This is a genomic window from Polyangium jinanense, from assembly GCF_028435365.1.
In genome coordinates, this window is the sequence record NZ_JAGTJJ010000012.1 from 113,824 (window position 1) to 129,242 (window position 15,419).

The 15,419-nt window shown below is 69.5% G+C and carries 12 protein-coding genes; 7 read left to right on the top strand and 5 right to left on the bottom strand.

Annotated features, from left to right (window positions below; translation table 11 throughout):
• Positions 1–78: 78 nt before the first annotated feature.
• From KEG57_RS22185 to KEG57_RS22195, 3 genes are all read left to right on the top strand, one after another.
• On the top strand, positions 79–798 hold the full coding sequence (locus KEG57_RS22185; RefSeq protein WP_272421039.1) for a glycoside hydrolase family 16 protein: 720 nt from the start codon (positions 79–81) through the stop codon (positions 796–798).
• A gap of 167 nt (positions 799–965) precedes the next feature.
• Positions 966–1,490: a Spy/CpxP family protein refolding chaperone gene (locus KEG57_RS22190; RefSeq protein ID WP_272421040.1), complete on the top strand. Its 525-nt coding sequence runs from the start codon at positions 966–968 to the stop codon at positions 1,488–1,490.
• Positions 1,491–2,017: 527 nt separating this feature from the next.
• Positions 2,018–3,154, top strand: coding sequence for a M23 family metallopeptidase (locus tag KEG57_RS22195; protein WP_272421041.1), 1,137 nt, complete (start codon positions 2,018–2,020; stop codon positions 3,152–3,154).
• Between the two features lie 47 nt (positions 3,155–3,201).
• On the opposite strand, the gene KEG57_RS22200 is transcribed toward KEG57_RS22195, so the two are convergent.
• Genes KEG57_RS22200 through KEG57_RS22210 form a run of 3 tightly spaced genes read right to left on the bottom strand, consistent with a single transcriptional unit; the run spans position 3,202 to position 5,411 of the window.
• Positions 3,202–4,125, bottom strand: coding sequence for an MBL fold metallo-hydrolase (locus tag KEG57_RS22200; protein WP_272421042.1), 924 nt, complete (start codon positions 4,123–4,125; stop codon positions 3,202–3,204).
• A 25-nt stretch (positions 4,126–4,150) separates the two neighbouring features.
• Positions 4,151–4,993, bottom strand: a complete 843-nt coding sequence (gene larE / locus KEG57_RS22205) for an ATP-dependent sacrificial sulfur transferase LarE (protein ID WP_272421043.1) — start codon at positions 4,991–4,993, stop codon at positions 4,151–4,153.
• A gap of 22 nt (positions 4,994–5,015) precedes the next feature.
• Positions 5,016–5,411, bottom strand: a complete 396-nt coding sequence (locus tag KEG57_RS22210; protein WP_272421044.1) for a hypothetical protein — start codon at positions 5,409–5,411, stop codon at positions 5,016–5,018.
• 117 nt (positions 5,412–5,528) lie between these two features.
• Here KEG57_RS22210 and KEG57_RS22215 point away from each other — a divergent pair, with 117 nt between their 5' ends.
• Complete coding sequence (locus KEG57_RS22215; protein ID WP_272421045.1) at positions 5,529–6,278, top strand: OmpA family protein; 750 nt, start codon at positions 5,529–5,531, stop codon at positions 6,276–6,278.
• Between the two features lie 3 nt (positions 6,279–6,281).
• Here the strand turns inward: KEG57_RS22215 and KEG57_RS22220 are convergent, their stop codons facing one another.
• Positions 6,282–8,675 (bottom strand): fused MFS/spermidine synthase, encoded by a 2,394-nt coding sequence (locus KEG57_RS22220; RefSeq protein WP_272421046.1) that lies wholly within the window; start codon positions 8,673–8,675, stop codon positions 6,282–6,284.
• Between the two features lie 97 nt (positions 8,676–8,772).
• Between KEG57_RS22220 and KEG57_RS22225 the strand changes: the two genes are divergently transcribed.
• Genes KEG57_RS22225 through KEG57_RS22235 form a run of 3 tightly spaced genes read left to right on the top strand, consistent with a single transcriptional unit; the run spans position 8,773 to position 12,295 of the window.
• Positions 8,773–10,281 (top strand): ABC transporter ATP-binding protein, encoded by a 1,509-nt coding sequence (locus KEG57_RS22225; RefSeq protein ID WP_272421047.1) that lies wholly within the window; start codon positions 8,773–8,775, stop codon positions 10,279–10,281.
• A complete protein-coding gene (locus tag KEG57_RS22230; RefSeq protein ID WP_272421048.1) occupies positions 10,278–11,387 on the top strand; it encodes an ABC transporter permease in 1,110 nt (369 codons plus the stop codon). Before KEG57_RS22225 ends, KEG57_RS22230 begins: the two co-directional genes overlap by 4 nt.
• Positions 11,384–12,295 carry an ABC transporter permease gene (locus tag KEG57_RS22235; RefSeq protein WP_272458785.1) on the top strand — a complete coding sequence of 304 codons (912 nt, stop codon included), beginning with the start codon at positions 11,384–11,386 and terminating at the stop codon, positions 12,293–12,295. The genes KEG57_RS22230 and KEG57_RS22235 overlap by 4 nt, the downstream gene beginning before the upstream one ends.
• 466 nt (positions 12,296–12,761) lie before the next feature.
• Here KEG57_RS22235 and KEG57_RS22240 read toward each other — a convergent pair whose 3' ends face one another.
• Positions 12,762–15,356, bottom strand: a complete 2,595-nt coding sequence (locus tag KEG57_RS22240) for an HD domain-containing protein (protein WP_272421050.1) — start codon at positions 15,354–15,356, stop codon at positions 12,762–12,764.
• Positions 15,357–15,419 lie beyond the last annotated feature (63 nt).

Below are 15,419 nucleotides of genomic sequence, written 5' to 3' on the forward strand. Positions count from 1 at the left end.
AGAGGGAGGCGGGGACAATCTTTCCCCGCCCATTCCACGACACTCCCGCGTCGGCCTTTGCCGCCGCGTGGCACGGCGATGGCACCGAGCGAGGGCATGCTGGTCATCGAGAAAGCGGTGTCGACTGGTTTTTCCTCGGCTCTCCTGCTTTGCGCGCTCACGATCTCGCCCGACGCGCGCGCCCTCACGTTCTCCGGTTTCGAGTGGGATCTCAAGGACAGCGGAGGCGCGCTGGTCGGGCCCGGCCCCAACGTGTTCAGCGCGAGCAACGTGTTCGTCGACCCGCAAGGGCGCCTTCACATGCTGATTCGCCGTATCAATGGCATCTGGACGTCCTCCGAGCTGATCATGCGGGAGTCCATTGGATACGGCACGTACAGGATGGTCCTCGCGACACCGATCGATAACTTTCACCAGCAATCGGTGCTCGGCTTTTTCACGTGGGACAACACGGACGTGCCGGCCAACAACGAGATGGATGTCGAGATCGCGCGATTCGGAAACACGGGCCAGAACCTGTTTCACTCGTTGCAGCCGAGCTCCCGGGGGTACAGCGTGGGTGGCGGCGCCTGGGCCCGGAGCGAACACACGTTCGTCTGGTCGCCCGGTCGCGTGGACTTTTCGAGTGTTCCCCTCGGATTCGGCGGGAGCAGGGTGACCACGGTCTTCACCACGGGGGTGCCGACGCCGGCGAACACGACGTTCCCCCGCATCAACTTCTGGTTGCGCGACGGTCGGCGGCCCTCCGGGATACAGACCCAGCTCGAGGTCATCATCGAGAGGGTCGACTTCTTCTGATCGGCTCCGTCGAGCTCGGCCGGGACGATTGTAAAGAAATGCGTACCCGGGAGGCGCGTGTTGACAGCTGGCGCGGCGAGCCGCAAGCTCCTCCCACGGCGCGAGGCATGAGGCCCGCGCTCGAAACACCCGCCGGGCGCGACGAGCCCCGGCGAGGAGGAGTGAAAATGCATCCTGCATTCGTGGCGTGGTGGCACGCGGGCCGAGGCGGCTCGTGTGGCCCCGAGGGTTGGTCCGGCGGTCGTCGTGCGTGGTTCGGAGGCGGTTGCGGCCCCGGGAGAGGCGGCGGCCATGGGCACGGGGGCGGCGACGATCTGCCCGGCGGCTCCGACTTCGACGGAGCGGGCGGCGGCAACTTCGGCGTGCGCCGGCCGCTGCGATTCTTGGCCCATCGGCTGGAGCTCGACGACGGGCAAATCGCGGAGCTCGCGACGATCCTGGACGAGCTGAAAATCGAGCGGGCGCAAGCCGCGGTGGATCATCGGCGCTCGACGAGCGCGTTCGCCGACGCGGTGCTCGGCGAAAAGATCGACGATACGCGGCTCGATCAGATCCGCGCGGATCGGGTGAAGAGCGCCGAACGGCTGCAAGCATCGGTGGTGCGCTCGATCGGGCGCATTCACGCGATTCTGTCGGCCGAGCAGCGAAAGAAGCTCGCGTATCTCCTGCGAACGGGCGCGCTCGCCATCTGATCTTCCCCAACGGCTGAGCATTGGTCTCATCGCGAGGCGTCGCGCCGGGGCGCTGCCCCGGACCCCGCGGGGGCTGTTCGCCCCTCGACCCGAACCAGGGCAAGCCCTGGACCTTCAGGGAAGAACTGCGCGATGCGCAGTTCTTCCACGGGCCGGTGGCAAGACCAGGGACAGCGTTGCCAATAGAAATGGCAGCGCGGCTGTCTTGGTTGGCAGGGGTCGTTCCTCGGCCTGTTCGATGAACTGCGCATCGCGCAGTTCATCGACCCCGGGTCCAGCGCTTGCGCTGGTCCGGGTCCAGGGGCGGATAGCCCCGGTGGGGCCTGGGGCAACGCCCCAGCGAAGCGGCTCCCAGATGAGACCAATGCTCAGCCCCCCCCGCGCACGTTTCGGGAGTCCGCTCTCGCCTGCCTCGTCGATCATTGCGGCGGGCGCGCCTGTAAAGTTGGCCACCCATTGTAGGGCGACTACCTTGCCGCTCCAACACCAGAGTTTTCGTGTGTCTCGAGACGCGGTGTTGGAGAGTTATGCCCCGCGACGATTTCCGAATCATCAACCGCCTTTTCGCCGTCCTGTTTGCCACCCTCGCCGTCGCTGGCAGCGGCGCATGCAGCCAGATCGACGAGAGCGTACCCGCTGAGGACGTCCACTCCTACCACGACAGCGAGCTCGGCTTCTCGCTTCAGGTCCCCGCGGGCTGGAAGCTCCCCGACGAGCAGCCCATGGGCATCGGCACGACGGTCTCCTTCCGCGATCCGAACTCCACCGCGAAAATCGAGATCGGCGTCCACACGGCATCGTTCAAGCCAAACGATACGCTGGCGAGCTGGACTCGGAAGTACGAGAAGGCTTCTGCCGTCTACGGGCCCGGGGAAACGTCCACGACCCTCGAGACGGGCTTTCGGGTGTCCGGCGAGGATGCGTTGCTCATGACGGGCACGACGCCCGAGATCTCGTACCGAATGGTGAACATCCGTCGTGGTGACGCCATATGGTTCGTCTGGTCGAACCTCCCCGAAAGCGACGCGGCCCTCTTCGACCGCGCCGTTGCGTCATTCACCTTCGACGAGACGAGCCCTCGGACGCTCGCCGAGGTCTATGGCCCGGACTTCCGCGCGCTCGATCTCGACGCATACGATTCGTCCGGCGTTCTCGCCATCAAGGCGCCGACCTCGGCGACCAACCTCGTGGGGACGTACCGGCTCCCGTTCGTCGGAACCTCGGCCATCAGCACGGGCCCGGGGTGCAGCGCGACGCACCAGGGAAGCCATTACGAGGCCATCGACTACATGCTGAGCGACAACTTCCCGGTCCGTGCGGCTTACAGCGGATGGGTCTCATTCTTTGGGTGGAACAATGAAGGTTTTGGTAACCTGCTCAAGATCAACCATCAGAACAGCGAGGAGTCCTTCTACGCGCATCTCAATGGCTGGGCCGGCACGATGTGGAATGGTCAAGCGAGGAGCACCGGCTGCACGGTCGCGTACGCTGGCTGCACGGGCAACTGCAGCGGCACCCACGTCCATTTCGAGGTGCGCGTGAACAGTGTTGCCGCCTCGATCCGGAACCTCCCCGGCAACGTATGGTATACGTCCGCCAATCCGCCCTGCGTGACGAACAGCACCGACGGCTCCGGTACGGGGCCGAGTTCCCCGTGCCCATGAGCGCTGAGCGCCAGATCGTTTCCCGGTAAAGCTTTCCGGGTACGCGGCTAACGCCCGAGATATCGCGTCTCGCCCACGTCGAGGATCCAGAGGTTGTCCTCGGCGCCGCCCTCGGCCTGCCACGCCGCGCGCGCCCGCTCGGGCGGCTCGCCGATCGGCTCGTCCGTCAGCTTGAACGTCCCCCAATGCATGGCCACGAAATGCTTCGCGCGTAGCATCTTCGCGGCCGACGCCGCCTCCTCGGGCCCCATGTGTTGCGGCTCCATGAACCAGCGCGGCTCGTACGCGCCAATGGGCAGCATCGCCCAGTCGATCGGCCCCGCCCGGCGGCCAATCTCTTCGAACGTATCCCAGTACGCGGTATCCCCGGAGTGATACGCCGTGCCCTCGGGCCCGCGGATCACGTATCCGCCCCAGAGCGCGTCATTGCGATCCCAAGGAAGATACATCGACCAGTGCCGCGCCGGCACGAGCGTGATTTCCAGCGAATCGATGCCCGTCGTCTCCCACCAGTCGAGCTCCACGATCTTCGCCGACGCCCCGGCCGCCTTCAAAAACCGCGCATTGCCGAGCGGCGCCACGTACGTCGGCCGATCGCCGAGCCGCTCGATGCTCCACGCGTCGAGGTGATCCCGGTGGTTGTGCGTGATCACGACGATGTCGATCGGCGGCAAGTCCTGCCACGTGATCCCCGGCGCGACGAGCCGCTTGATCGGGCCGATCCGCTCGCCGAGGACCGGATCGAAGAGAATGTTCTTCTTGCCGAGCGTGAGCAGAAAACTCGCGTGCCCGATCCAGGAAAGGCTCGGCTCGGGGCTCTTCACGAGGTCCGCGTCGTGCGGGCGGCTCGGCGTGATGAACCCGCCCGGATCCTTGATCTTCTTGCCTTTCAGCGGATCGAGGACCCGCCAGCGGAAGAGGTCGGCCGGGCCGCGGCGAGGCTGGGTGGCGAGGTGATCGAATCGACCCACGAGACCTCCTCCTTTTCGGAACGCGCTAGCTCACGATACGCAGGCTCTTGCCGACGAGGACCTCGTTGTGGCTGCCCACGCGGTAGCCGGCGAGGTCGAGCGTGACGTACTTGAATCCGTTCTGCTTGCCCGCCGCGACGATCGCGTCGCGGATCTCCGGCTCGGCCGCGCGCGTGAGCTCGGCGAGCGCGAGCTCGATCCGAGCGAGCTCGCCGTGGTAACGCACGCGCACCTGCCGGAAGCCGAGCCGCTTCAGCGCGGCCTCGAAGCCGCCGATCTGCGAAAGCCGTTCCCGCGTGACGCTCGTACCGTACGGGATGCGGCTCGACAGGCAGGCGGCCGCGGGTTTGTCCCAGATGGGCAGTCCCATCGCCGACGCGCCCGCTCGGACGTCGGCCTTCGTGAAGCCGAGCTCGACGAGCGGGCTCAGCACGCCGGCGAGCCGCGCCGCTTCGAGCCCCGGCCGGTAATCGCCGAGATCGTCGATGTTCGTCCCGTTCAGGATCGCCGAAAGCCCCCACTCGGCCCGCTTCTGCGCGGCGATCCGGTAGAGCTCGCTCTTGCAGTGGAAGCAGCGGTCGGGGTTGTTCGCGACGTAGCCGGGATCCTCGATCTCGTTCGACGCGACCAGCCGATGATCGGCGCCGATCGAGCGGGCGACCTCGATGGCATCCTCGTGTTCGCCCGGCGCGAGGCTCGGCGAAACGGCCGTCATGCCGATGGCGCGAGGACCGAGGGCCGCGTGGGCGGCCGCGAGCACGAACGCGCTGTCGACGCCGCCGGAGTAACAGACGAGGACCGAGCCGAGCTCGACGAGCCTCTCGCGAAGCCGAGCGAGCTTGTCCTCGATGGCAGGTGCTTCGGCCATGGGCTGAGGATGTAACACGCGGTCAGTCCCCGGGAGGGGAGGCGGCCCGCTTTTCGTCGGCGTTCTCCGGAGCGGCCACGGGCGCGGCCTTTCCATCGGGCGCCTTCGTATCCTCGGGTTTGGCTTCGGTCGAGGGCGCCTTCGGTGTGTACTCGAACACCTGCAGGTTCGGTTCGAGCAGCTTGAAGATGCCCTTTTGCACGTCGTCGCCCATCTGGCCGGTGATCACGGCGATCCAGTGCGGGTGCGTGTTCGCGGCCTGTTCGAGACGGTTCCACATGCGCGGGCGCAGGCTCACGCGCGCGCCTCGCTTGCCGAAGTCGACGTGGAATTCCTTCCAGCCGTTCTTGTCCGTGGTGACCTCGGTGGGGAGTCGGTTGATTTTGATGGTGACTTCGAGCTTGCCGACGAGCGCCATGCGGGCCTCCACGTCCTCGGGACGGTGCCTAAATCGGAGCCGGAACACAAGTCGAGCCCGCCTCGCACCGAGTTACTTGCGGGAGAAGGCCGGAATGGGTGACGCTTGGGGCCTCTCATGAACCGCACCTCGCTTGGAAGGTCCGTCGCGCTCGCCGCCACGCTGGGGGCTTTCGCCGCGCTCGTCGGCTGCTCGGACAACCGCCTCCCGCCCGTGCCCGTGCCGAAGGCGGAGCAGAAGAGCCAACTGCCGCGCTGGTACCCCGAGAAGGCCTGGACCGCGAAGGAAGGCCAGAGCCAGATCTACATCGAGGGCAAGATCGTCTTCCAGACCGGCAGCGCCACGATCCACAAGTTCGGCGAGACCGAGAAGGTCCTGAAGACGCTGCTCGCGTTCATCAACGAGCACCCCGAGGTCACGCGCCTGCGCATCGAGGGGCATACGGACGACGCCGGAGCCGAGGACAAGAACCAGGACCTCAGCGCGAGGCGCGCGCTCAGCGTGTGCAACTGGCTCGTCGACAACGGCGTGAGCCACCTGCGCCTGCTCGCCGTGGGCTTCGGCGAGACGAAGCCGCTCGCGCCGAACGAGCTCGAAATGGGCCGCGCCGAGAACCGCCGTACCGAGTTCCACGTCGCCGAGGTCGACGGCAAGGCGTTCCTCGGCAAGGACCCGACCGCCGGCGGCATGGTGCTCGACGTGCCGAGCCTCGAAGAGCGCAAGGCCGAGGAAGAAGCGCGCAAGAAGCCGGTGATCGCGGTCGTGCCGACCTTGAACTTCAAGCCCACGGGCAACGAAGTGAAGAAGGTCCAGGACAAGCAGATCTCGCTCGACCCGACGCAGAAGAAGCCCGAGCAGAAGAAGTAGCGGCTACGGTCCGAGGTGCCGCGCGGCGGGGTTCGGCGTGCGGTACCGATCGAGCATCGCGAGCGTCTCGCGGAGCGACTGCCAGTAATCGAGCACGTTGCCCTTGGGCGTCGCGTATTCGAGGAAGAGGTTGTCGTCGGTGGAGACGATCGGCTCCCCGGGCGTCTCCGCGACGAACCGATCGAGCTCCTCGCCCGACGCCACGAGCTCGTCGAGCAGGCCCGGGAGCGTGCCGGCGCCGAGCGTCTCGCGGATTGCGGGCACGGTGGCGAGGCGATCGAGCTCGGCGCGCGAGGCGACGAGGGGCCGCGCGCTCGCCACAAGGATGCCCTGCGATCCGCCGACGAAGAGCGCGACGTGCGGGAAGACGACGCGCAGCGTGCGCACGATGGCGGCGAGCTCGCGCCTGCGGATGTGGTGGAGCTGCACCCACTGCTGGAGGATGCCGCCCTCGGCGAGGCGCGCTCGTACGAGCTCGTAGAATTCGCGGCTGTAGAGGCTCGCGGCGCCCGCGAACCACACGCTCGTGAGCTCCATCGTGACGAGGTCGTATCCGCCCGGCGAGACGAGCAGGTGGTTTCGACCGTCCTCGAGCGAGAGCACCGTGCGCGGATCGTCGAGCGAGTTTCGCGCCGGGCCCGAGAAATATTTCCGCGACGCGTCCACGATCGCGGGCGAGATCTCGGCGACCTCGATGCGCTCCCACGGATAGGTGGCGATCGTGCCGAGCGTCGTGCCCGTGCCGAGGCCGATGACGAGCACGCGCTTTTCGCTTCCGCGGAGGAACATCGAGGGGAAGTGCGCGAACCTGCGCTGCGCGGCCATCTCGGGGCCGTTGTCGCCCTGGAATTTGCCGTTCGTGTAGAGCGTGAGCACCTCGGCGCGCCGCGCCACCGTGGTCACGCCGCCGTGCACGTCCTCGCGCACCATCTCGATACGATCGGGCGGCGGGCCCGCGGAGAAGTAGACGTTCGCGCCGTTCGTCATGCGCGCCATGTCCCAGCGCGGGAGTACGAGCGCGACGACGATCGCGGCCGCGGGCAGCGCGAAACGCGACACCGCCGAGCCCTTGTCCCCGGCCGCCACGCGTGACGCGAGCACCGAGGCGATCGCGAGCGCCGCGACCACGCCGAGGAGCGTGCCCTGCGACCCGAGCGCCGGGAGGATGAAGTAACCCGTGATGATCGAGCCGAAGATCGTGCCGACCGTGTTCACCACGGTCAGCCGTCCGACCCGCGCGCCGACGTCGGGCATCGAGGCGACGCGGTGGAGGAGGAGCGGAAACGTCGTGCCCAGGAAGACCGTTGGGACCGCAAGGATCAGGAGCGCGGCGAGAGCACGCACGAGCTCGCGGCCGGCCCAGGAGTGCACGTGCTTGCCCGCGAAGAGGAAGAGGCGCGGGAGCTCGGCCCAGAGCGGCATCGTGACCGCGAGCGAGATCGCGGCGGCGCCGAGGCCGAGCGCGAGCGCGCGATCGCCGCGTTTCTCGGCGAGGGCAGGGGAGCGCGCCGCGCCGATGGCCAGGCACACGAGGAAGACGGCGAGCATCAGGCCGAACGCGTACGCGCTGTTGCCGATGAGCAGCGCGAGCAGGTGCGTCTCGACGACCTCGGCCGCGAACACGATGAACCCCGAGGCGAACGCGAACGCGAGCGCCATTTCCTCGCGGTAAGGACCGTGATCCTGCGCGGCGGGCGCCGTGGCTTTCCGGCCCGCATCGTCCGGCTCGTTCGTCTCCTTCGCATTCAAGATGGAACGCGCCGGGGTCTCCGCGGGCGCGCGTCTGCCCGCGACGATCGCGGTCACGCCGATCGTCACGTTCGCCAGGGCCGCGGCCCAGATCGTCCCGCGCACGCCGAGCGCGGGCAGGACGAGGTACGCGCTCGTCAGCGCGCCGATCGCGCCACCGGCCGTGTTGATGGCGTACAGCAGCGACAGCCTGCGCCGGCTGTGCTCGCCGACCTCGCCGGCGACCACGCGCGACAGGATCGGCAGCGTCGCGCCCATCGCCACCGTCGGAACGATGACCACGAGCGCCGTCAGCGCGCCGCGCGCCGCCGTGAGGATCGCGAGCGAACCCGGGGCCTTTTGCGCGACGTGGACGTACGCCGCGGTCAGGGCTTCGAGCGCGGCGGGCGAGGCGGCGACGACGAGGCCGACGATGATCTCCAGCACCCCGTAGGCCACGAGCGGGCGGGCGATGCGCGCGGCGCGCTTGCCGCCGAGGTGCGCGCCGAGCGCCATGCCTCCCATGAACGCGGCGAGCACCGTGCTCACGGCGTACGCGGTCGCGCCGAAGACGTAGCCGAGCAGCTTGCCGAACGCGACCTCGTAGAGGAGCCCGGTCGAACCGGAGACGAGGAAGAGCGTCACGACGAGGGAAAACCGAGGTCGCACGCCGCGGACGATAGTCGAAGGGGCCGAGATCGCACGGCGCGAAAAAGGCCATCGCGTTGATCCCGGCGCGCGTGGCCCGCGGTATCCTCGGGGCGCGATGCGTGGCCCTGTGATGAAGATCGAGGACATCGCCGTTCGTTACGGTGATTGCTGGTCCATCCGATCGGCCACGATCACCCTCGAACCCGGCGTGATCCACGCGATCCTCGGGGAAAACGGGGCGGGCAAGTCGACGCTGCTCAAGGCGGCGGTGGGGGTCGCCCCGCGCGTGGCCGGCACGGTGCGGATCGAGGGCGGTGCGGGCGCCATTGGAATGGTGCACCAGCACTTCATGCTCGTCTCCGCGTTCACGGCGCTGGAGAACCTCGTCCTCGGGAACGAGCCCACGCGCTCGTTTGGCCGACTCGATCTCGCGAAGGCGCGGCGTGAGGCCGAGGCGCTCATGGAAAAGACGGGGCTCCGGGTGAACCTCGACGCGCGCACCTCGGATCTCGCGGTAGGCGAGCGGCAGCGGCTGGAGATCCTGCGCGTGCTCTACCGCGGCGCCCGCGCGATCCTGCTCGACGAGCCGACCGCGGTGCTCTCGCCGCTCGAAGCGGAGGAGCTCTACACGACACTCGGCGCGCTCGCAGAAGGCGGCGCGACGATCGCCGTGGTCACGCACCGCATGGACGAGGTCATCCGCTTCGCCGGCCACGTGACGATCATGCGGCGCGGCAGGACCGTGCTCTCGCGGCCGATCGCCGCGGAGGAGCGCAGCGATCCGAAGCGGCTGGAGGACCAGCTCACGCGAGCGATCATGGGCGGAGAGCCGCCGCCCGAGGCGAGCCCGCCCGCGCTCGCGGACGATGCGAAGATCGCGCTCTCGATCGAAGACCTCGTGCTCGTCGACGCCGGGGGCAAACGTGTGCTCGACGGCCTCAGCCTCACCGTGAAGAAGGGCGAGATCGTGGGGATCGCGGGCATCGAGGGCAACGGGCAGCGCGAGCTCGTGCGCGCCGTGGCGGGGCTCGAACCCGGCGTGGCCGGCTCGATCGTCCTCGGCGGGGCGCGCCTGCCCGCCGTTCGATCCACGGAGGATCTTCGCAAACGGCGCCGCGCGATCGCCGTGGTCCACGAGGATCGCCACGCGGACGGGCTCATGCTCGACGCGTCCGTGGGCGACAACCTCGTGCTCGGCGAGCTCGGCGAGATCGACGGACCGGGCGCGGAAGCTGCGTTGATCTCGCGGCGGATCGAGCGGTTCGGCGTGAATCCGCCCGAACCGGCGCGGCGCGCGGGGGAGCTCTCCGGCGGCAACCAGCAGAAGGTCGTGGTGGGGCGCGCGCTCGATCGCATCGAGGCGAGCCCCGAGCGCGCGCTCGTCGTCCTCGGACAACCGACCCGCGGCGTCGACGTCGGCGCGGCGTCGACGATCCACGGCGCGATCGTCAAGGCCGCGGAAAAAGGCCTCGCCGTGCTCGTCGTGAGCGCGGACCTCGGCGAGCTCCGGCGCCTCTCGCATCGCATCCTCGTCCTCCACCGCGGCCGCATCGTGGCCGAGCTCCCGCCCACGACCTCGGACGACGTCATCGGCCGGGCCATGCTCGGCATGGAGGACGCGTGAACGACAAACGCGCCCGCGCCCTGCTCCCGATCGTCCTCGCGATCGCGGGCGGCATCCTGCTCTTCAACCTGATCGCGTTCGCGTTCGGAGAGGCGCCGGCCTCGGCGCTGCGCCTCGCGTTCGAGGGCACGTGGGGAACGCCCTACGGTTTCGGGCAGGTCCTCTTCAAGGCCACGCCGCTGCTCTTCACGGGCCTCGCGTTCGAGGTCGCGCTCCGCGCAGGCCTCTTCAACATCGGCGCCGAGGGACAACTCGCGCTCGCGAGCCTCGTGGGCGCGCTCGTCGCCGCGAAGCTGCCCGCCTCGCTGCCCATGCCGATCGCCCTGCCGATCGTGCTCGCCTCGGCCGCCGCGGTTGGCGCCCTCGTCGCGTTCGTCCCGGCGATCCTGCGCGCGCGTCGCGGCGTGCACGAGATCATCACGGCGATCATGGTGAACCGCATCGTGGACGCGATCCTCCCGTGGACGTTCTCCACGGTGCTTGGCTCCACGTCGCTCCGCACCGCGGACATCGCGCCCGGCGCTGCGCTCCCGCGCCTCGATCGTGTCGTTCCCTCGTTCGCGGGCAGCGCCGCGAGTTTTGCGTTCCCGTTCGCCGTCGTGACCGTCTTCGTCGCGATGTCGCTGCTCGACCGCACCCGGCCTGGCCGCGAGATCCGCTGGGTCGGCCTTCGCCCCGAGGCTTGCCGCGCCGAGGGCATCGACGTCGAGCGGCGCATGCTCTTCGCGATGCTCCTCTCCGGCGCGCTCGCCGCGCTCGCCGTCTCCTCCACCGCGCTCGGGTACAAGGGCTACTACGAGCTTGGCCTCGGCGCGGGCGCGGGGTGGAGCGGCATCGCGGTTGCGATGCTCGGACGCGGCAAGGCGATCGGCATCGTGCTCGCCGCGATTTTCCTCGGCACGCTGGAGCAAGCCGGCCTCGCGGTGAACGCGCGTGTCCCGAAGGAGGCGATGGACGTCCTCGAAGCCACGCTCATCGTCCTCGTCGCCGTGGCGAGCCGTGTCGCGACCAAGCGCACGGGCGTCGTGCAGACCGCCGATCCCGAGCCTGAACCTCCCCGCGACAAACCCGCCGCCACGCCTGCCTCCGAGGAGGTCCGCTCGTGAGCTCGATCTTCTCCCTCACCATGCTCGCCGAGTCGATCCGCATCGCCGTGCCTTACGCGTGCGCGGCGATCGGCGGCGTGTGGGCCGAGCGCGCGGGCGTCATCCAGATCGGCCTCGAAGGCATCCTGCTCACGGGCGCGTTCACCGCGGTCGCCGTCACGCACGCGACGAACAGCCCCACGCTCGGCCTCGTCGCGGCGATCGGCGCGGGCGTCGCGCTTTCGCTCGGCCACGGCCAGCTCACCGAGCGCGCCCGCGTGCACGCCGTCATCAGCGGCATCGCCTTGAACCTGCTCGCGCTCGCCGCGACGCGCATGGGCCTGCGCGCTCTTTACGACAGCGCCTCGAACTCCCCCGGCATCGAGGCGTTCCGCTTCGGCCCCACGGGCGCCACGGGCGGCGCGATGCTCCTGCGCGTCCTCGCCGATCCCGTCTTCTTCTGCGCGCTCGCGGCCGTCGCCGCGACCCCCTTCGTCCTGCAACGCACCCGCTTCGGCCTGCGTGTTCGCGCTGCGGGGGAAAACCCTGTCGCGGTCGCGAGCGTCGGCATCTCCGTCACGCGCGTCCGCCTGGCCGCGCTCGCCGTCTCCGGCGCGATCTGCGCGCTCGGCGGCGCGCACCTCGCGTACGACCAGCAACGTTTCGAGTCCGGCATGTCCGCGGGGCGTGGCTTCATCGCGCTCGCGGCCGTCGTCGTCTCGGGATGGCGCGCGGGCCGTGCAGCGCTCGCGTGCCTCGCGTTCGGCGTGCTCGAAGCCTTGCAGATCATGCTTCAGGGTGACGTGCGCAAGACGGCCATCGGCGACCTGATCCAGACCTTGCCCTACGTCGCGACGCTGCTCGTGCTCGCGCTCGCCCCGCGCCGCGCGGGCGCGCCGGAGGGGCTCGGCAAGCACGCTGCCGACTAGGCGGCATCCCGGCCGCACCTCGATCGACGCAAAAGCTCCCCACCGCGTGCCGTGACTGTCCTTGCGCGCGTGCAACTCGCCTCGATCCACGTGCACGGAGCTCCTTGCACCCGGGCGAGCGCAACCAACGACCGTGGATCCCTCCGCTTGCACCGACGCAAGCGCGAGCCCGCACACCCAATCTCCTCGCTCGCGCCGGTGCGAGCGCCCCCGCGCCATGTGCGCGATGCGCCTTGCGCGGGTGCAAGCCACTCCGAGCAGATGGCGCGGACCTGCTTGCGCGTGTGCAAGCGCATTCGGCGACGGGTGATGGATCCATTTGCGCGCGTGCAACACACGCCCCGCAACGCGAGGAGACTCTTTGCTCCCATGCAGGAGCTTTGACCTCACCCCCCAACCCTCCCTCTCCACACAGTGGAGAGGGAGGGTTGGGGTGGGTGAGGTCGGATGCCTGTGGAACCCCCTCTCAACCCGGCCGCTTCACCACATCCACAAAACTCTCCACCGTCCGCCCATCCGCCACCCCGATCACCCGTGTCTCCCGCGACGGCCCCGTCGCTCGCACCACCTCGTCGAGCGGCACGCCCCACGCGCGCGCCAGCGCCTCTAGCACCGCGCCTGCCAGCGTCTGCAACACCGCGCGCCATGGCTCGCTCCTCGGCGCTTCCTCGCTTGGCCACAGCGTCGGATCACGCGTGTCTTCGAGGATCGCCGGCAGGTGCATCCGCACCACGAGCACGTTCGGCGCGAGCTTGATCTTCGAGCGCCACCACGGACCGCGCCCGCTCTGGTGATCCCGCACGAGCAGCACCTCGTCCGGCACCGCGTCCCACGCTGCGATCGCTTGCTCCGACAGCCATCCCGTGGCGCCCTCCGCGATCGGCAGCGCCCCGAGCCGACCGCCGCATGCACGCACGACCTGCGCGCACGCCATCTGCTCCGCCGGCTCCTTCACGAGCGCCGGCAAGAGCGCGGCTTGCTCCGACGCCCACCGCGCGAGCTCCTGCCGCTCCACCACCGGCACCACCGTCGCCTGCCGTGTCGCCCCGGGCCGACCCACGAGCACGCCCGAGATCCCGCGCATCGAACACGCGCGCAGCCCGCCCACGGCCACCACGCCCGCGTAGGTCGGGTGGATGCACGCGCGGCCCACCATGTCGCCCGACGAGGTCGCGAGCGGTCGCAGGTTCTGCGCCATCTCCGGGATCTCGCGTGGCCAGAGCCTCTCGAACGGCTCGGGCTCCGGGCTCCATGTCCGACCGAGCAGCTCGTAGCCGTCGATCGTCATCCAGTCCGACGCGGGCACCACGCGCGTGCGCTTGCCGTGCGCGTCCTCCATGTCGAGGTGCACGTCGAGCGCCGGGCACAGCCACGCGCAGAGCTCCTCCAGCGTCCAGCAGCGGTCGTGCCCGCGCCGATAGAAGATCCCGTCCGGCGCGTCCGGCGGCGCGCGCAGCCACACCCGCACGCGCGTCCCCGCGTCGCTCATCACCTCGCCTTCGCCGGCTGCGCGCAAGATCGGGCGCGTCGTCCCGCCCGCGTAGAGCTCGAGCACGCTCGTCTCCTTGCGCCCCCGCTCCGACGTGCGTGTCGTGATCCGGGCCCTTTGACCCCAAAGGAACACGGCGAACGGCCCGAGCCCGCCGCCTCCGCGGCGGAAACCCTTCGCCAGAAGCCCCGGCGGATCACGGCGCAGGAGCAGCGACGACCAGTACTCGCTCGCCGTGTCGCGCAGCGGCGCCGAGAGCGCCGCCGCGGACATCCCCGTACCCGTGTCCTCGATCTCGAGCCAGTGCCCTTCCTCGTCCTCGCCGAGCCGTACCGTGATCGTGCCCCAGTCGCTCGGCCACTCCTCCAGCATGCGCCGCGCGCGCACCGCGCTCGCCGCGTTTTGCACGAGCTCGCGCAGCGGTATCGACGCGTCGCTCTCGTCGAGCCGCGTCGCGCCGAGCCGCTCCACGAGCGACGGGATGTCCGTCACGTGCACCCGCGTGTCCACCGGCGTCCATCCTTCGACGGGAAGGAAATCCGCGAGCCGGCTCGGATCCTCCACGCCCGCCACGCCCCGCGCCACGAGCCTCGGACGACCTGCCTCCGCGAGCAGCGTGTCCACGATCCGGAGCTCGCGATCCACCGCGACCAGCGTGTCCATCCCGAGCCAGAACGCGGGCGCTTCCTCCACGGTGAAGGGACTATCCGCGAGGAAGATCAACCGGCTGTTCGCGACGTACGGCTCGCGCAGTTTCTCCTGCAGAACCCAGTGCTCCCGCCGCGCCCCCGCGGGCCTGCGCGCCGCGCGCCAGAAGTGCGGCGCGCGTGAAAAATCGATCCGCGACACGTCCGCGATGCGCAGAAGGCACGCGAGCTTGAACGCGTCCACCGTCCAGCTCGAGGGCATCCCGGGCAGCGGCGCGATCGTTTCGTGGAAGTGCTCCGGCAGCTCCGTCGCGAGCCACAGGTGGCTCCGCGCGATACGCCCGATCGTCGACCCGTACGCGTGCCTGAGCTCTGCCGGCTCGACCAGGTGGTGCTCCTGCCCGCGCGCGTCCCCGTACGGCGCGAGCGCGAGCCGCTCGGCGTGCCGCGCGTAGAGCGTGCGCAACGTCTCCGCGATCGCCTCTTGCTCGATGTCGGCCGGCGGCTGCTCGAGCTCCGCTGTCGTCGGCGCGCGCCCGAGCTTGCGCACCAGCATGCCCACGACCGCGTCGAGCCATGTGCGCTCGCCCTTCAGCGCGTCCGTGCCTTCGTGCATCGTCGCCAGCGCGAGCGCGAGATCGTGCACCACGAGCGACGATGCGAGCACGAACGCCTCGGGTGGCGTGAGCGGGAAATTCGGCCCCGCCACCGTGTCCGCGCTGATCCACAGATCGTCGGTGTGCAAAAGGTCCGCGAGGCTCGGCTCGTCGGTGCGCGCCGCGACCATCTCGTTCGCGATGGCCGTGGCGCGCCCGCGGATGCGCATCAGCGCGTCGCGCAAGGTCCCGCGTGGACTCGCGGCGTCGTCGGCCTCGCGGGGCGCGAGCGTGCTTTCCCAGAGCGTGGTCGTCTCGAGGTGCGCCATCGAGACGAGCGTATTCTGACTCTGCCCGTGAGGGGGAGGGGGAAGGGGGCGCGGGAAAGGGAG